The following is a 16,042-nucleotide window of genomic DNA, read 5'->3' on the forward strand; positions in this document are numbered from 1 at the left end:
AGAGACGTTTATAGCCGCTTGCCGAGGCTCACGACTTCATCCATCCGATACCCGAGCTTTTCATAGAAGCCGCGCAGTTCGGTCTTGACCGCGAGTATCTGCAGATTCACTTTCGGGCATCCGCGTGCCGCGAGCGCTTCTTCGGCATGGCGCATGAGCGTTGCGCCATAGCCGCGCCGGCGTAACGCGGGCGCCACGGCCAGCGAATAAACCCAGCCGCGATGACCGTCGTAGCCGGACATCACCGTGCCGACCACGCGGTCCTCGACCGTTCCGACGAAGAACAACTCCGGCTGCGTGTTCATCTTGTTGGCGATCGACAATGCCGGATCGCGCTGCGGCCGCGATGCATCCGCGTATTCGGGGAAGACATCGCGCCACAGGGCGATCACGGCTTCGCGATCGCTTGCATCGAACGTACGGATGATCACAGCGCATCCAGCACGGTGCGCAGCATTTTCAGCATTTGGTCGATCTCGTCCTTCGTCACGTTCAGCGCGGGCATGAAGCGCAACAGATTCGGACGCGCGGCGTTGAGCAGCAGGCCGTCGGGTTGCAACAGACGCGCCTTTTCGACGATCTGCGGACCCTTGTCGCTATCGAGCAGAAGCGCGCGCAACAAACCTTCGCCGCGCTCGCCCTTGAAGCCGCGCTCGGCGGACAGCTTCAACAACTCGGACTTCAGATATTCGCCACGCTCGCGCACGCCTTCGAGAAAGCCGGGCGCGACGAGTTGCGAGATCACCGAGTAACCCACTGCCGTCATCAACGGATTGCCGTTGTAGGTGCCACCCTGATCGCCCGGTTCGAAACATTCGATTGCCGCCGTCGAAAGGAGCGCTGCCAGCGGCACGCCACCGCCAATACCCTTGCCGAGCGTCATGATGTCCGGCTCGATGCCCGACAGTTCGTAGGCGAAGAGCGTTCCCGCGCGGCCGCATCCGCTTTGCACTTCATCGACGATCAAGAGCAGGTTGTGTTGCTTCGTCAGATCGCGCAATTGCTGCATGAATTCGCGCGTGGCCGGAATCACGCCGCCTTCGCCCTGAATCGGTTCGAGCATCACGGCGACGGTCTTTTCCGTGATGAGCTTTTCCACCGATGCGATGTCGTTCAGATCGGCCTTCGGAAAGCCCGGCACTTGCGGTGCGTAGATGGTGTCCCAGCCCGGCTTGCCGCTTGCCGACATGGTCGCGAGCGTGCGGCCATGGAAACTGTGGTCGAACGTGATGATTTCATACGCGCCGTTTTTGAACTTGCGTCCCCACTTGCGCGCGAGCTTGATCGCGCCTTCGTTGGCTTCCGCGCCGCTGTTGGCGAAGAACACCTTGTCGAAGCAACTGCTGGCGGTGAGCAGACCCGCGAGCTGCGCCATAGGCGCGTTGTAGAACGCGGGCGACGGGTTGATGAGCGTGCGCGCCTGCTTTTCCAGTGCTTCGATCATGCCTTCGTTGCAATGGCCGAGCGAATTGACAGCCCAGCCCTGAATGAAGTCGAGATATCGCTTGCCGGTGTTGTCGTAAATCCAGGAGCCTTTGCCGTGCGTGAACACGATCTCGGGGCGGTTCGTGATGTACATCAGCGAATCGACGGGGTACTCATTGAAATTCATGACAGCAGGCTCCACGAAAGCAGTGACGAAGGAAAGGAAGCGAGAAGAACGGCGAGCCGAAAAAAACAAAAGCCACGGATATCCGTGGCTTCATTTCTTGCGCGTTGAACAAACCGAACCTTTGCGCGCAAATGCGTGACGAGCCAGCGGCATCCCTAGGGAAGCGGCGAGCGGCGACGTCGAAGTGCGCGAAGGTGAATCAGGATCGAGTTCATTCGCGAAGGATACGTTATCAAGTTCCCGCCTGTAAACCGTGCGCGCGAATTTTTATCCGCGCGCAGGTTCGCAGGCTGGCACCTTTGGCGATTCAGACCGGATGCGCGAGATCCGCCGCGCTCGTGAACGAATCCGCATAGAACTCGTCTTCCGGCAAGCGATGATGCAACGTGAAGTCGCGCTGCGCCGATTCCACCATCACCGGCGCGCCGCACGCGTACACCTGATGAGCGCTCAAGTCTGGCAGATCTTCGATGACAGCACGATGAACGAACCCCGTGCGGCCGGTCCATGCGTCGTCGGCGTCGGGTTCGGAGAGCACCGGCACGAACTTGAAGTTCGGCACTTCGCGCGCCCATTGCTCGGCAAGCGCCATCATGTAGAGGTCTTTCTTGCGACGGCCGCCCCAGTAGAGCGTCATCGGGCGATTGAGGTTCTTGAACACCGCATGCTCGATGATCGCCTTGATCGGCGCGAAGCCCGTGCCCGACGCGAGCAGCACGATGGGCTTGTCGGATTCGTCGCGCAGAAAGAACGTGCCGAGCGGACCTTCGAAGCGCAGGATGTCGCGTTCCTTCATCGCGCCGAAGACGTGGTCCGTGAACGTGCCGCCGGGCATGTGACGCACGTGCAGTTCGAGCGGCCCTTCGTGATGCGGCGGGCTCGCCATCGAATAGCTGCGACGTTTGCCGTCCTTCAGAATGAATTCGATGTACTGCCCCGCGAGATATTGCAGACGTTCGTTGGCGGGCAGTTGCAGTTTCAGTTCGATGACATCGTCGGCCTTGCGTTCGAGCGCGTTCACGCGGCAGGGCAGCTTCTTCACCTGCACGTCGCCGACACCCGCGACTTCGCGCACGTCGATGGTGAGATCGGTCTGCGCGGTCGCGCAGCAGAAGAGCGCCATGCCGCGCGTTTTTTCGTCGTTCGAGAGCGCGGACGAGGAATGCGGCGCCTGCTCGATTTCGCCCTGGACAACGGACCCCTTGCAGGAGCCGCACGCGCCGTTCTTGCACCCGTAAGGCAGACCGATACCCTGGCGCAAAGCGGCCGTCAGGACCGGTTCATCGGGTTCCACCTGAAACTGCCGGCCGCTTTGCCGGAGCGTTACATTGAAAGCCATAGATCGAATTCTTGCTGTCTCGTGAAGGAGTGTTCCGTGCGATGCCGCGAGTCATGAAGCCGTCGACAATGACTGCCGCGGATACAATGCTCGGCATGATCGCCACTCGAACTTTGCGCCGCTCGCGCGTGCTTGTCGTCGGATGCGGCGATGTCGGCATGCGCGCGTTGCCGCTTCTGCAAAACCGCGCCGCCGCGCCGCGCGTGATCGCGCTTACGCATCATCCTGAACGCGCGGGCGAGTTGCGGGCCGCGGGCGCGCTGCCCATTGGCGGCGACCTCGACGCGCGCCGGTCGCTGCGGCGCCTGGCCGGTATTGCGAAGACCGTCTTGCATCTCGCGCCGCCGCAACGCGATGGCGCCGCCGATACCCGCACGCGTGCGCTCATCGCCGCGTTGCGCGCACCGCGCCGCTCCGTCGCGCGTGGCCCTATGCAACCGGGTTCGCGCATTGCCCGAAGGTCGTTCATTGTACCCGACGCCCCTTTCGCGACGGGCACGCGCTTCGTGTACGCGAGCACGACGGGCGTCTATGGCGATTGCGCCGGCGCGCATATCGATGAAACGCGGCCCGCGCGTCCGGAGAACGAGCGCGCCCGGCGCCGCGTATCGGCGGAACGGCAACTGCGGCGTGCAGGCGCGACGAGCGGCTGGCACGTGTCGATCGTGCGGATTCCGGGAATTTATGCGGCGAATCGTTTGCCCGTGGCGCGCATCGAGAAGCGCATGCCGGCGCTTCTGGCGAGCGAGGACGTCTACACGAATCACATTCACGCCGACGATCTCGCGGCCATCCTCGTGCGCGCGCTCGAACGCATGCGGCCGCAAAGAGTCATCAACGCATCCGACGATACGGACCTGCGCATGGCCGACTATTTTGATCTCGTCGCCGATGCCTACGGACTGCCGCGTGTGCCGCGCATCTCGCGCGAGGAAGCCGCGACGCAGCTCGAACCGGTTACGCTTTCGTTCATGCGCGAATCGCGACGACTCGCCAACGCGCGCCTGAAGCGCGAGCTCGGTTACGCGCTGCGTTATCCGACCGTTTCCGACTTCCTGCGCGCGACGGCAAGCGAGCGCGCGGCCCGCTAGATAAGCGCGGGCAAGGTTTCGAGCAGGATGAAGCACATCAGCGCGCCGATCAACGCGCCGATCAGATTCGGCGAATACTTGTGCCGCATGTGCATGGCAACGGCCAATGCCCCGATAAGAACAACGCTCAGTGCGGCGAACGCGATCAGCGCAACGGTGGTGTGGGCGAACATGATGCCCTCCTGCTTTTTTGATAGTCATTCTGGTGTCCGTGCTTTGAGTATATGAATACGGACGCCGGAAAGCATGCTGCGGTGCAACGCCTCGCGTTCAGGGCTTACACCGATTTGCAGGATCAATGCGCGCCGATAAACGCGGCGACATCGGCCAGAACCGGGGAATTTGGTTGTGCCGACGCGGTGAAGGCATCGACGATGCGCCCGTGGTCGTAGCCCGGATAGCGCTTGAGCTCGACGCTATCGTCGTGCGCGCGCAACGCCGCGGCGAAGCGCTCGCTGTTGCGCGGATCGACGACGTTATCGGCGGTGCCGGTGGCGAGAAGCATCGGCGGCTCGTTGCCGGAAATGAAGTCGATCGGCAGCGTTTCGGCGCGCTCCGCTGCCGGAAAGATGTCGCCTATGTGCGGCTCGGACGGAATGGCGACGTACGGCCCCGCGAGCCCGATCATGCCGCGCAACGATTCCTTCGCCATGCCTTGTGCTTGCAGATAACGGCCGTCGGTGGCGAGCATCGCCGCGATATGCGCGCCCGCCGAATGTCCCATCACGAAGATGCGCTCCGGGTCGCCGCCGAACTCATGCGCGTGATCGCGCGCCCAGCGCACCGAAGCGGCGGCATCGGCAAGGAAGCCAGGGAAGACGGTTTCCGGATATACGCGGTAATCCGGCGTCACCGCGACGAAGCCGCGTTGCGCGAGCGCGTCGGCCACGCCGCGCGAATCGGCGCGCTGGCCGGCTTGCCAGCTTCCACCGTAGAAATACACGATCACCGGACGCGCATGTTGCGAGGCCTCTTCGGGCGCGTAGACGTCGAGCCGTTGCCGCGAAGTCGGGCCGTAGGGCAGGCCGTCGGCGAGTTCTTCGTCATCGGACGCGGCCGTGACTGCCGTTGCCCACGCGCGCGACGGACCGAAGCCCGCAGCGCACGCCGCCAGTGCCAGAGTGATGAAGCGCCGTCTCGCCGCGAGTTGCATGATGTCGTCGACCCTGAAAGTGATCGGCGCGCAGCCGATGCTATGACGTGCGTGAGTCCCGCAGCGCGGCGAGATCGGTCTCGTCGAGCCAGCGCCACGCGCCTTCGGGCAGGGACTCAGGCAAAGCATAACCGCCCACGCGCTCGCGATGCAGTTTCTCCACCCGGTTGCCGGCCGCCGCGACCATGCGCTTCACCTGATGGTATTTGCCTTCCTGCACGGTGAGTTCGAGCAGATGTTCGTCGCGTCGCGTGGCCGCGAGCGCGGCGCTCGGCTTCGTCTCGCCGTGCAACAGGACGCCTTCGACGAGGCGCGCGAGTTGTGCATCGTCGATGGGGTGACGCGTCGTCGCCAAATACAGCTTCGGCACCTTGCGCTTGGGCGACGTGAAGGCATGCACGAAGGCGCCGTCATCGGAGAGCAGAAGCAGGCCGGTGGTGTCCTGATCGAGCCTGCCGACGGGCTGCACGCCGCGCTCGATCAATTGCGGCGGCAACAGGTGAAAGATGCTCAGGTGATGTTGCGGATCGCGCGAACATTCGTAGCCGGGCGGCTTGTTCAGCGCGATGTAGGCTTTCTCGCGATACGTCCAGGCGTGCCCGTCCACTTCGAATTCGGGCGATGGCGTGAGGGAAATGCGCGCGTGGGGATCGGCGCAAACATCGCCACCGATACATACGCGGCCTTCGGCGACGAGTCCGCGGCATTGGCGGCGCGACCCGAAGCCTTGGGAGAAGAGGAGGGTTTCGAGGTCCATCGGATAGGCGGGGTTGAAGCGGCGATTCTAGCAAGCGGCGGGGGCTTGCGAGCGATTGCCCCCGCCGTTGCTCAATGCGCGTCGCCGCGACCCTTCGCCACCGTCGGCACGCCCCAGCCGAAGAGCGTCGCGTTGGAACGGTCTTCCGCGAGGCTCGTCACGGGCGCGTGGTGCGATCCCACACTCCAGCGGCCGTCGAAGGTCATCGCGGGCACCGCGGGCGCCGGGATGGCCGCGCCTTGACTGAAGTAGGCGATGTTCGCTTCGTATTGCGCGGCCGTCGCGTGGCGCAGGACTGCTTGCGTTTGCGCGTTGCGCGGATCGAGCGCCACGGCGCGCCGGGCATTGCGGACCGCGCAGGACGGGTCCTTGTTCAACGGGCACGAGCGGGCGCTTGCCACGGCGCTGTCGCGGGCGCGTTCCTGGCGGGTGACATCGGCTGCGAGTTGTTGAACTTCCGGGTTGCGCGATTGGCTCGAAGCGAGGACGCGCAGGTTGCGGCGGGCGGCAGCCAGGTCGCGATTGGCGAGCGCCTGTTGGACGGCGGCGATGTTGCGGGCCACAGCGGGTGATTCTTGCGGCGGATGGGTGTCGGCCGGTTTGGCGACGATCGATGCTGTCTTCGATAATGGAGCGGCGGATGCGCTCGCGGCCGACGTGGTCGTGTGGTTGCGGGAAGCGTCCTGCGCGATGACGGTCGCGGCGGCTTGTGTCGATGCGAGAGGGGTCGGGGCGGGATACGCTGCGTTTCCGGCTGCCGGGCTGTGTTGGGAGGCTTCGGGCGCGTTGGCGACCGCGGTCTGCGCAGCCGGCTTCGCGCTTGGCGATGCGGTCTTTGAAGCTGCCAATGTCGTCGCGCTGTTTCGCGACGTATCCGCTGCGGTGACAGCGCCGGCTGCGGTCTGCGTCGCCGGCTTCCCGCTTGCGGTTGTTTCTGATGTTGTCGTCGTCGCGTTGCTTCGCGACGTATCGGGCGTGTTGGCGCTAGCGGCTGCGGTCTGCATCACCGGCTTTGCAGTCGTCGATGCAATGCCGTTCGATGCCGCCGCGTTGCCCCGCGAAGCATCCGCCGAGGTGGCGCCGCCCGCTACGGTCTGCGTCGCCGGTTTCGATGACGTCGAGCCATTCTCAGGCTTCGAGTTCGCCGCCGTCTGCGTCGCAGGCGACGCGACCGCTCCAGGCGCGCTGTGAGCGGCGAGCGAAGGCACTGCCGGTTGTGCTGCGTTCACATTCTTCTTGCCATCGGTACCAGCCGCGACTGCTTCCCGTGTGCCGATCGCATCGTTCGCGGGGGCCTTGTTCGATGAGCCGCTCGCCATCGTGGCATTGCCGGGCGATGCCGGTTTTACCGTCGATGCACCGGCGTCACCAGCACCAGCCGCATTCGACGCCAAAGCCTTGTTCTGCGATGCGCCAAGCGCGGAAGCTGCCGGCGTTTGCACGGAAACAGTGCCGCCGCCAGCCGACGGCTTGCTTTGCGATACCACTGCGCCCGTCGACACACCCGCATCGGCGATCGATGCGGTTTTCACCACCGGCGTAGTCGCGGACTGCGGAGCCTGACTCGTCGACGCCAGAGCCAGAGCAGCGGATTTCGGCTCCGTTCCCAATGCGGGCTTCGCAACCGTCGAATTCCCAAGCCCGGCGTTCGTCGCACGATGATCGGCCATTGCGGTCGCCGTAGGCCGATTGCCCGACGGTGTCGCCGACGCTCCCGCTGTCACGCCGGCAATCGCCACGGAACCGCCCGCAGAGGATCTATCGGGTGCCCGACGCGAACTCGCATCGGCCGAATTCGCGCGACTAGCAAGCCTTTGCGCGTCATCTGCACGAACACGTTTCGCATCGTCGTCAGCCGATGCGAGCGTGCGTGCCTGTTCCGCGACCGCTCTCGATTGGTCGAGTTCGGCACGCTTCTCGTCGCCCGCGCCGCGCGCCGCCGACGCACCATTTGCAATCGATCCAGCCGCGCTGATCACCGGCCGGTTCGCCGTGACGACGCCTCCGTCCGATTGCACGTAAAGGTATCCGCCCGCGGCGAGTCCCGCGACCACGCCGCCAATGAGCACCGCCAGTCCCTTCCTCGCCGGTTTGCGCTCGGCCTCGGGCGGCAAGTCGCCCGGCTCGGCAAGACTCGGGTAGGACGTCACCATCCTGCGACGAACGAGACGCGTCAGCCAGCCCGTATCGCGCAGATCGGTGATGTCGAGTTGCCCCGGCATCGGCGCGGCGGCAGCGGCGGCCGCGGGCGCCGCGGATGCAATGGGCGCGACAGGATCGGATCGCGTCGTGAAGATCGCGCCCTGCCGATCGGACCCGCAAGAAGGGCACGTTTCTTCCTCTGCGCGCGAAACGGCGTTACAGCGGCGGCAAATCACCGAATCGAGCGTCAGCGAATATTCTGGTCGGTTCATGTCGCACCCTATTGGAGTTATGGCCCGACACATGGCGCGGGCGGGTCACGACATCGGAACTCCTAAGGAAGCCGAAAGCGGTCGCCTGCGCAGGCACGCATCCTCGCGATGCACCCTGCGCCGGAGTCGTGAATGCCAAGCGGGAGCCTATTTTTGCGACTCCCGGTGAAACGCGTCTACGCGATTGCGCACATAGGCGTAATGATCGTGTAGGGGAAAACGCGAAGTTTGAAGGCTGAATATGTGCGTTGCGCCGCATAAAACAGGTATTAGCGATCTTGTCCTGGCCGATTGGCCGACTACCCGATGCACGCGGCATCGGCGAAATTGGCGGTCAATGCAAACGAGCGGGCACGGCGATGAAATCCAGCGGTTTCGAATCGACAACGCGGCAGTTGGTTCTTCTGCTGCCGATCTTCATGGGCGTGATCGAATACTTGTTACGTGTCGCGATGAGGCAGTCGGATCAGAGCGAGTTCTTTCCAATCTCGCTTGTCGCGTCGGGGATCAGTTTGAATCTTGCGGTGACTGCGTTGCCTGATGGACTACTTGAGAATGCTGCTGAAAGGCAGTTGAGAAAGCATCTCAGACAGGTAATTTTTATTGCGAAACTGGGAATTTTCGCCTCGCTAGGCGGGGTGCTTCTGTGGATATACTTGCTACTGTCTTCATTCAGTGAGGACGTCAAAGCATTACTTAACATGAATTCCATCTTGGAAGCTTTGACCTACTATGTAATTTCCATGCATTTGACGCGCTACAAGGAAGAGGTGGAAAAATGTTGGACCTCGTGATCGGGTTTTTTAAGGAATATGGAATCGTGGTCGTAGTGTGCGGAGTTATGTATTTCACCATGCCTTACTACGAGCGATGGTTGCGCCGGAGGCTGATGGCAGAGCGCGCAAAAGCTGAACTCGAGGAAGGTATGAAGCGCTGAAGCCCCGCATCGGTCGCCCCAAACGCAAAAAAGCCGCTCTAAAAAGAGCGGCTTTTTCATGAATTTCTGGTGCCCAGGGCCGGAATCGAACCGGCACGCCTTGCGGCGGGGGATTTTGAGTCCCCTGCGTCTACCAATTTCACCACCTGGGCCTTCAAAATTGCCACTCGCGAGGAGCAGCAAATCGAGTCCGCGATTATGGCGCAAAAATCCGCCGTGGGCAAGCCGGTTCGACAAGCCGCCCGAAAGCACGCCTTCACTGACTCAAATAAGTGAACTGTCCGTCCTTGATCACGCCCATCACGCTTGCGCGCTGATCCAGCCCGACGTGATCCGTCGCGCTCGTGTTCACGACGCCATTCGGCACGACGAGCTCATGCGCGTGCTCCAGTTCCGACCGCAAAGCCACGCGGAATTCTTTCGTACCCGGTTTCGCGGTCTTGAGCGCGCGCGCCACGGCATCCTGCAAACGCGGGTACACGCCCGCCGCATCGCCGGCAAATTGCGTCACGGTGCCCTTGCCGTACTTTTCCTCATAAGCGCTCACGAACGCCAGCGCCGCTTTCTTCGAAGGATGATCGGCCGGCAGCGTGCGCGCGACGACCACGGGCTGCGTCGGAAAGAGCGTGCCTTCCACATCCTTGCCGCCCAGCTTGATGAACTCCGGTGTCGCGATGCCGTGCGTCTGATAGATCGCGCCCTTGTAGCCGCGCTCGACGAGCGTGCGCTGCGGCAAAACGGTCGGTGTGCCCGCGCCCGCGATCAGCACCGCATCGGGCTTCGCGGACATCAGCTTGAGAATTTGCCCCGTCACGCTCGCGTCGGTCCGGTTGAAGCGCTCGCTCGCGACGATCTTGATGTGACGCAACTCCGCGAACTTGCCGAACTCGTTGAACCAGCTGTCGCCGTAGCTATCCGCGAAGCCGATGAAACCGACCGTCTTCACGCCATGATTCGCCATGTAGCGCGTCATCACGTCGGCCATGGCGCGGTCGGTCTGCGCCATCTTGAAGGCCCAGACCTTCTTGCCTTCCTGCGGCTCGACCACTGAAGCCGAACCGATCAGCGTGATCATCGGTGTCTGGTATTCCGCCACGGGATCGAGCGCCGCGAGCGCGGCCGGCGTGATGTTCGGGCCGACGATCACATCGACACGATCCTCGGTGATGAGCTTGCGGATGTTGCGCACGGCCGCGCCCGGGTCCGAACCGTCATCGAGGATGATGTACTCCGCGTTCTGCCCGGCGATGGTTTTCGGCCACATCAACATCGCGTTCTTGCTGGTGATGCCGATGGTCGCGGCGGGGCCCGTGCTCGACAGGTCCACGCCTACTTTCAGTTGCGCGTGCGCGGCAGCGGCCAGCGCGGACAGGGCAACGCCGGCCATGAGCCGGCGCGTGAACATCGACAACTTCATCGAAAAGCTCTCCAGGAGGGTGATGGGTTCTTCTGCGTCTCTATTACTCAAGACGAGTGGCGATCAGAGTTCGTAGCTTTCGTGGTCGCCCGAAAGCGCCTGCTCGATCAGCTTGCGATTCATCGACGGCGACAACAGTTCGACGAGCGTATACACATAGCTGCGCAAGTACGCGCCCTGTTTGAGCGCAAGCCGCGTCACGTTCGTGCCGAACAAGTGGCCAACCGGCATCGCGCGCAAATGCTTGTCGCGCTCCGGATTGAACGCGATGTCCGCCATGATTCCCACGCCGAGCCCGAGTTCGACATAAGTCTTGATGACATCGGCGTCGATGGCTTCGAGCACGATATCCGGCGTGAGATTGCGCAACGCAAACGCCTGATTGATCTTGCTGCGGCCGGCAAACGCCGCTTCATAAGTGATGAGCGGGTACTGCACCAGATCGTCGAGCGTGAGAAGCTTGCGTTCTAGCAGCGGATGATCGGCCGGCATGACGGCCAGATGCTGCCACTGGAAGCAGGGCAGCGAAATCAGTTCTTTATAGTTGGCGATGGCTTCCGTCGCGATAGCCACATCCGCCTGATCGTGGATGACCATTTCCGCGACTTGCGTCGGGCTGCCTTGCAGAATCGAAAGATGCACCTTGGGAAAGCGCTTCTTGAATTCCGCGATAGCCGAGGGCAGCGAATAGCGCGCCTGAGTGTGCGTGGCGGCAATGACGAGATTGCCCTGATCTTGCGCCGCGTAGTCCTTGCCGACGCGTTTCAGGCTTTCCACTTCCTGCAGAATCTTTTCGACCGATGCGAGAATGATGCGCCCCGGCTCGGTCAGCGATCTAACACGTTTCCCGTGGCGTGTGAAAATCTCGACGCCGAGTTCATCCTCGAGCTCGATGATCGCTTTCGACACGCCCGGCTGCGAGGTAAATAAAGCCTTTGCGGCCTCGGTCAGGTTGAAGTTCTGCCGCACGGCCTCGCGGACGAAGCGGAACTGGTGCAGATTCATGTAGTGCCTTCGTTTTTTGCCCTTTCGTTATTACCTGAGGGCATATCAAAGTAAGTTTTAAGTCGTTTGCAATATATAGCAGGTTTATTACTATCAGTCCAATTTTTCCAATATCCATATCTGTTTTTGTCATTAGCTAATGAATTAAGCGTCGGAACGGCGCTTGCGGTGACGAATCAATATGGAATGGCTGAATTCTCAACGCGCCGCGTAACCTAGGACGCAGGCGTTCGAACTAAAACTTGGGGCCCCGAATGTACCAATACGATCAGATCGACCAGCGCATCGTCGACGAACGTGTCGCGCAATACGCCGACCAGGTTCGCCGTCGCTTGTCGGGCGAGTTGAGCGAAGAGGAATTCCGTCCGCTGCGTCTGCAGAACGGCCTGTACATGCAGCGTCACGCCTACATGCACCGCATCGCGATTCCGTACGGCAATCTGCGCAGCGACCAGATGCGCATGCTCGCCACCATCGCGCGCGAGCACGATCGTGGGTACGGCCACTTTTCCACGCGTACCAACATCCAGTTCAACTGGGTCGAGTTGGAAGAGACGCCCGAGATTCTGCGCAAGCTGGCATCGGTGCAAATGCACGCCATTCAGACGTCGGGTAACTGCATCCGCAACATCACGGCGGATCAGTTTGCGGGCGTGGCGCCGGATGAACTCGTCGATCCGCGTCCGTGGGCCGAGATTCTGCGTCAATGGTCGACGTTCCACCCCGAGTTCGCATGGCTGCCGCGCAAGTTCAAGATCGCGGTGTGCGGCTCGGAAGAAGATCGCGCGGCCACGCAGGTGCACGATCTGGGCGTCTATCTGAAGAAGAACGAAGCGGGCGAAGTCGTCGCGAGCATTCTCGCGGGCGGCGGGCTCGGCCGCACGCCGATCGTCGGCGCGGTCATCAAGGAAGACTTGCCCTGGCAGCATCTCATTACGTATTGCGAAGCCGTGCTGCGCGTGTACAACCGCTACGGCCGCCGCGACAATATGTATAAGGCGCGTATCAAGATTCTCGTGAAGGCGCTGTCGCCGGAGAAGTTCGCGAAGCAGGTCGAGGAAGAGTGGCAGCATCTGAAGGACGGCCCTTCGACCATCACGGCGGAAGAAGTCGCACGCGTGTCGCAGTACTTCGCGCCGCCTGCCTACGAAAAGCTGCCGGATACCGACGCTTCGTATGAAAAGCATCTGATCGACAGCAAGCCGTTCGCGCGCTGGGTCGAGCGCAATGTGCGTCCGCATAAGGTGTCGGGCTACGCGTCCGTCACGCTGTCGCTCAAGCCCACCGGCATTGCGCCGGGCGACGCCACCGACCAGCAGATGGACGATGTCGCCGCTATAGCCGATGAATTCTCCTTCGGTGAGATTCGCGTATCGCACGAGCAAAATCTCATTCTCGCCAACGTCAGGAAGCACGATCTGTACGCCGTGTGGGAACGCGCCAAGGCGGTGGGTTTCGCGACCTCGAACGTCGGTTTGCTGACCGATATCATCGCGTGCCCGGGCGGCGATTTCTGCTCGCTCGCGAATGCGAAGTCCATTCCCATCGCGCAAGCCATTCAAGAGCGCTTCAGCAACGCCGACTACGTGTACGACCTGGGCGACCTGTCGCTCAACATCTCGGGCTGCATCAACGCGTGCGGTCACCACCACGTCGGCAACATCGGCGTGCTGGGCGTCGATAAGGACGGCTCGGAGTGGTATCAGGTGACGCTCGGCGGCGAGCAAAGCTCGGGCGCGACCGGCGCGCATCTCGGCAAGGTCATCGGCCCGTCTTTCTCGGCGCATGAAATGCCGGATGTCGTGTCGAGCGTGATCGACACCTTCGTCGACAACCGCATGGAAGGCGAGCGTTTCATCGAGACGTATAACCGCATCGGCATGACGCCGTTCAAGGAGCGCGTGTACGCATCGCGCCAGGCGCACGCTTAAACGTCGACGAGACCGAGGACTTTGCAGATGGCTTTGATTATCAAGAACCGCTCCGTCGTCAATGACGATTTCACCGTGGTCCGTGCCGCCGAAGACGGCGCGCTGCCCGCACTCGATGCGCTGCCCGCCGGCAAGTTGCTCGTGCCGTTCGCGTTGTGGAAGGAGCATCGTGCGGCGCTCGTCGCGGCGCATTCGAAGGACGAGCTCGGCGTGTGGCTCGCGCCCGACGACGAACCCGCCGATCTCGTCGCCGATTTCGGCGACATCGCCGTGATCGCCGTCGATTTTCCCGTGTTCCGCGATGGCCGCGGCTTCTCCATCGGCCGCTTGCTGCGCGAGCGCTATCAGTGGACGGGTGAGTTGCGCGCAATCGGCGACGTGCTGCGCGATCAGTTGCTGTTCCACGCGCGCTGCGGCTTCGACGCATTCGCTGTGCGCGAAGACAAGGACATCAATGACGCGCTCAACGCGTTCAACGAGTTCACGGAGCGGTATCAAGGCGCGACCGACGATCTCGAACCGCTGTTTCGCCGTCGCAGCGCGGTTCTCGCGACGCTTGGAGCCTGAGGCATGACTCCCGAATTGCAAGCCAAGGTTGAACGCCTCGACGCGCTGCTCGATTCGATCGCAGCGCGCCATGAGCGCGTCAAGCTAGCCAGCAGCCTCGCCGCCGAAGACATGGTGCTCACGCACGCCATTCTGTCGGGCGAGGTGAATATCGGCATCTTTTCGCTGAACACGGGCCGTCTGCACGAAGAAACGCTCGGCATGCTGGACACGGTCAAGGCGCGTTACGGCTACGACATCGAGCAGTTTCATCCGCGCCAAGATGCCGTCGATGCCTACGTCCGCGATCACGGCCTCAACGCGTTCTACGAGAGCATCGATTTACGCAAGAGCTGCTGCCATATCCGCAAGGTGGAGCCGCTCAATCGCGCGCTGTCGGATGTGTCGGCGTGGGTGACGGGGCAGCGCCGCGAGCAGTCGGTGACGCGCACCGAACTCCACGAGGAAGAGCACGACGCGCCGCGCGGCATCGCCAAGTTCAACCCGCTCGCGGACTGGACCGAAAGCGATGTCTGGGACTACTTGAAGGCCTTCGACGTGCCGGTGAATCCGCTGCATGCGCGCGGTTATCCGAGCATAGGCTGCGAGCCATGCACGCGCGCCGTGCGCCCCGGCGAAGATAGCCGCGCCGGCCGCTGGTGGTGGGAATCGCGCGATACGAAAGAATGCGGCCTGCACATCACGAACATCAAGATCGTCGAAGAAGCCCCGAGTTCGGCTATCTGAATCATCGAGGTGCTCAAAGAGAAGCGCCCGGTACGAACACTGTCACTGAACGCGGCGTCAAAGCGCCGCAAACGCATGACGCAGCCAATAAAAGGATCGACGCATATGAGCACCACGCTCGACTCTACCGTCACCGCCCCGATTACCAATCAGGCGACCCGGATGGACCATCTCGACTGGCTCGAAGCCGAGTCGATCCACATCCTGCGCGAACTCGTCGCGGAGTGCAGCAAGCCCGCGCTTCTGTTCTCGGGCGGCAAGGACTCGGTCGTCGTGCTGCATCTGGCGCTTAAGGCATTCGGTCTCGGCGCGGGCCGCAAGACCGTGCTGCCGTTTCCGCTCGTCCATATCGACACCGGCCATAACTTCGGCGAAGTGATCGAGTTTCGCGACCGGCGCGCGGCTGAAATCGGCGCGGAACTGGTCGTCGGCCACGTCGAGGATTCGATCAAGAAGGGCACCGTGCGTCTGCGTCGCGAAACCGATTCGCGCAACGCCGCGCAAGCGGTGACACTGCTCGAAACCATCGAGCAATACGGCTATACGGCGCTGATCGGCGGCGCGCGCCGCGACGAAGAGAAGGCGCGTGCGAAGGAACGTATTTTTTCGTTCCGCGACGAATTCGGCCAGTGGGACCCGAAGGCGCAGCGTCCGGAACTCTGGAGCATCTATAACGCGCGTTTGCATCCGGGCGAACACTTGCGCGTGTTCCCCATCTCCAACTGGACCGAACTCGACGTGTGGCAATACATTGCGCGCGAGAAACTCGATCTGCCGTCCATCTATTATGCGCATGAGCGCGAGATCGTGCGCCGCAACGGCCTGCTCGTGCCCGTGACGCCGCTCACTCCGGTGCGCGACGGCGAAACCGCCGAGATCGCGCAAGTGCGCTTCCGGACGGTCGGCGACATCAGTTGCACGTGCCCGGTTTCGAGCGATGCCGACGACGTCGAAAAGATCATCGCCGAAACGGCCGTGACGGAAATCACCGAACGCGGCGCCACGCGCATGGACGATCAGGCTTCCGAAGCCGCGATGGAACAGCGCAAGAAGCAAGGTTATTTCTGAAGCCACGCCCCCAAGGAACGAACGA

Annotated in this window: 15 protein-coding genes and 1 tRNA gene; 6 read left to right on the forward strand and 10 right to left on the reverse strand. The window is 62.4% G+C overall.

What is annotated here, in order from left to right; all coding sequences use genetic code 11:
- Window positions 1–8 precede the first annotated feature (8 nt).
- The 3 genes from NCR98_RS03055 to NCR98_RS03065 form a co-directional block, all read right to left on the reverse strand.
- Window positions 9–431 (reverse strand): GNAT family acetyltransferase, encoded by a 423-nt coding sequence (locus tag NCR98_RS03055; RefSeq protein WP_250463480.1) that lies wholly within the window; start codon window positions 429–431, stop codon window positions 9–11.
- Window positions 428–1,612 (reverse strand): acetylornithine transaminase, encoded by a 1,185-nt coding sequence (locus NCR98_RS03060; protein WP_250525486.1) that lies wholly within the window; start codon window positions 1,610–1,612, stop codon window positions 428–430. The genes NCR98_RS03055 and NCR98_RS03060 overlap by 4 nt, the downstream gene beginning before the upstream one ends.
- A 307-nt stretch (window positions 1,613–1,919) precedes the next feature.
- Window positions 1,920–2,951 carry a CDP-6-deoxy-delta-3,4-glucoseen reductase gene (locus tag NCR98_RS03065; protein ID WP_244827237.1) on the reverse strand — a complete coding sequence of 344 codons (1,032 nt, stop codon included), beginning with the start codon at window positions 2,949–2,951 and terminating at the stop codon, window positions 1,920–1,922.
- A gap of 95 nt (window positions 2,952–3,046) precedes the next feature.
- Between NCR98_RS03065 and NCR98_RS03070 the strand changes: the two genes are divergently transcribed.
- Window positions 3,047–4,042, forward strand: a complete 996-nt coding sequence (locus tag NCR98_RS03070) for an NAD-dependent epimerase/dehydratase family protein (RefSeq protein ID WP_250525634.1) — start codon at window positions 3,047–3,049, stop codon at window positions 4,040–4,042.
- Here the strand turns inward: NCR98_RS03070 and NCR98_RS03075 are convergent.
- From NCR98_RS03075 to NCR98_RS03090, 4 genes are all read right to left on the reverse strand, one after another.
- Window positions 4,039–4,215 carry a hypothetical protein gene (locus NCR98_RS03075; RefSeq protein ID WP_244827238.1) on the reverse strand — a complete coding sequence of 59 codons (177 nt, stop codon included), beginning with the start codon at window positions 4,213–4,215 and terminating at the stop codon, window positions 4,039–4,041. The two genes, NCR98_RS03070 and NCR98_RS03075, sit on opposite strands and share 4 nt — an antisense overlap.
- 122 nt (window positions 4,216–4,337) lie before the next feature.
- Window positions 4,338–5,195, reverse strand: a complete 858-nt coding sequence (locus tag NCR98_RS03080; protein WP_250525487.1) for an alpha/beta hydrolase — start codon at window positions 5,193–5,195, stop codon at window positions 4,338–4,340.
- A gap of 40 nt (window positions 5,196–5,235) precedes the next feature.
- Window positions 5,236–5,952, reverse strand: a complete 717-nt coding sequence (locus NCR98_RS03085; RefSeq protein WP_250525488.1) for a pseudouridine synthase — start codon at window positions 5,950–5,952, stop codon at window positions 5,236–5,238.
- Window positions 5,953–6,023: 71 nt separating this feature from the next.
- Window positions 6,024–8,366 carry a hypothetical protein gene (locus NCR98_RS03090; RefSeq protein WP_250525489.1) on the reverse strand — a complete coding sequence of 781 codons (2,343 nt, stop codon included), beginning with the start codon at window positions 8,364–8,366 and terminating at the stop codon, window positions 6,024–6,026.
- 278 nt (window positions 8,367–8,644) lie between these two features.
- On the opposite strand from NCR98_RS03090, the gene NCR98_RS03095 reads away from it, so the two are divergent.
- The gene (locus NCR98_RS03095) at window positions 8,645–9,160 is read left to right on the forward strand and encodes a hypothetical protein (RefSeq protein ID WP_250525490.1); all 516 of its coding nucleotides are present in this window, start codon (window positions 8,645–8,647) and stop codon (window positions 9,158–9,160) included.
- A gap of 210 nt (window positions 9,161–9,370) precedes the next feature.
- Here NCR98_RS03095 and NCR98_RS03100 read toward each other — a convergent pair.
- From NCR98_RS03100 to NCR98_RS03110, 3 genes are all read right to left on the reverse strand, one after another.
- Window positions 9,371–9,455: transfer RNA gene (locus tag NCR98_RS03100), tRNA-Leu, on the reverse strand.
- Between the two features lie 104 nt (window positions 9,456–9,559).
- The gene (locus tag NCR98_RS03105) at window positions 9,560–10,720 is read right to left on the reverse strand and encodes an ABC transporter substrate-binding protein (RefSeq protein ID WP_250491905.1); all 1,161 of its coding nucleotides are present in this window, start codon (window positions 10,718–10,720) and stop codon (window positions 9,560–9,562) included.
- Between the two features lie 63 nt (window positions 10,721–10,783).
- Complete coding sequence (locus tag NCR98_RS03110) at window positions 10,784–11,725, reverse strand: CysB family HTH-type transcriptional regulator (protein ID WP_250463500.1); 942 nt, start codon at window positions 11,723–11,725, stop codon at window positions 10,784–10,786.
- A 254-nt stretch (window positions 11,726–11,979) separates the two neighbouring features.
- On the opposite strand from NCR98_RS03110, the gene NCR98_RS03115 reads away from it, so the two are divergent.
- The 4 genes from NCR98_RS03115 (at window position 11,980) to cysD (ending at window position 16,017) form a co-directional block, all read left to right on the forward strand.
- The gene (locus NCR98_RS03115; RefSeq protein ID WP_250463503.1) at window positions 11,980–13,656 is read left to right on the forward strand and encodes a nitrite/sulfite reductase; all 1,677 of its coding nucleotides are present in this window, start codon (window positions 11,980–11,982) and stop codon (window positions 13,654–13,656) included.
- 27 nt (window positions 13,657–13,683) lie between these two features.
- Window positions 13,684–14,223, forward strand: a complete 540-nt coding sequence (locus NCR98_RS03120) for a DUF934 domain-containing protein (RefSeq protein WP_250491906.1) — start codon at window positions 13,684–13,686, stop codon at window positions 14,221–14,223.
- Between the two features lie 3 nt (window positions 14,224–14,226).
- Window positions 14,227–14,949 carry a phosphoadenylyl-sulfate reductase gene (locus NCR98_RS03125; protein ID WP_250525491.1) on the forward strand — a complete coding sequence of 241 codons (723 nt, stop codon included), beginning with the start codon at window positions 14,227–14,229 and terminating at the stop codon, window positions 14,947–14,949.
- 105 nt (window positions 14,950–15,054) lie between these two features.
- The gene (gene cysD / locus NCR98_RS03130; RefSeq protein ID WP_250525492.1) at window positions 15,055–16,017 is read left to right on the forward strand and encodes a sulfate adenylyltransferase subunit CysD; all 963 of its coding nucleotides are present in this window, start codon (window positions 15,055–15,057) and stop codon (window positions 16,015–16,017) included.
- The last annotated feature ends 25 nt before the right edge of the window (window positions 16,018–16,042 follow it).

Source organism: Caballeronia sp. GAWG2-1, assembly GCF_023631405.1.
GTDB lineage: Bacteria > Pseudomonadota > Gammaproteobacteria > Burkholderiales > Burkholderiaceae > Caballeronia.

Bases quoted from the DNA above. Each gene is read 5' to 3' on its own strand.
- NCR98_RS03065 (WP_244827237.1), bottom strand. From the start codon at position 2,951: ATGGCTTTCAATGTAACGCTCCGGCAAAGCGGCCGGCAGTTTCAGGTG.
- NCR98_RS03070 (WP_250525634.1), top strand. From the start codon at position 3,047: ATGATCGCCACTCGAACTTTGCGCCGCTCGCGCGTGCTTGTCGTCGGA.
- NCR98_RS03105 (WP_250491905.1), bottom strand. From the start codon at position 10,720: ATGAAGTTGTCGATGTTCACGCGCCGGCTCATGGCCGGCGTTGCCCTG.
- NCR98_RS03060 (WP_250525486.1), bottom strand. From the start codon at position 1,612: ATGAATTTCAATGAGTACCCCGTCGATTCGCTGATGTACATCACGAAC.
- NCR98_RS03090 (WP_250525489.1), bottom strand. From the start codon at position 8,366: ATGAACCGACCAGAATATTCGCTGACGCTCGATTCGGTGATTTGCCGC.
- cysD (WP_250525492.1), top strand. From the start codon at position 15,055: ATGAGCACCACGCTCGACTCTACCGTCACCGCCCCGATTACCAATCAG.
- NCR98_RS03075 (WP_244827238.1), bottom strand. From the start codon at position 4,215: ATGTTCGCCCACACCACCGTTGCGCTGATCGCGTTCGCCGCACTGAGC.
- NCR98_RS03110 (WP_250463500.1), bottom strand. From the start codon at position 11,725: ATGAATCTGCACCAGTTCCGCTTCGTCCGCGAGGCCGTGCGGCAGAAC.
- NCR98_RS03085 (WP_250525488.1), bottom strand. From the start codon at position 5,952: ATGGACCTCGAAACCCTCCTCTTCTCCCAAGGCTTCGGGTCGCGCCGC.
- NCR98_RS03115 (WP_250463503.1), top strand. From the start codon at position 11,980: ATGTACCAATACGATCAGATCGACCAGCGCATCGTCGACGAACGTGTC.
- NCR98_RS03080 (WP_250525487.1), bottom strand. From the start codon at position 5,195: ATGCAACTCGCGGCGAGACGGCGCTTCATCACTCTGGCACTGGCGGCG.
- NCR98_RS03125 (WP_250525491.1), top strand. From the start codon at position 14,227: ATGACTCCCGAATTGCAAGCCAAGGTTGAACGCCTCGACGCGCTGCTC.
- NCR98_RS03120 (WP_250491906.1), top strand. From the start codon at position 13,684: ATGGCTTTGATTATCAAGAACCGCTCCGTCGTCAATGACGATTTCACC.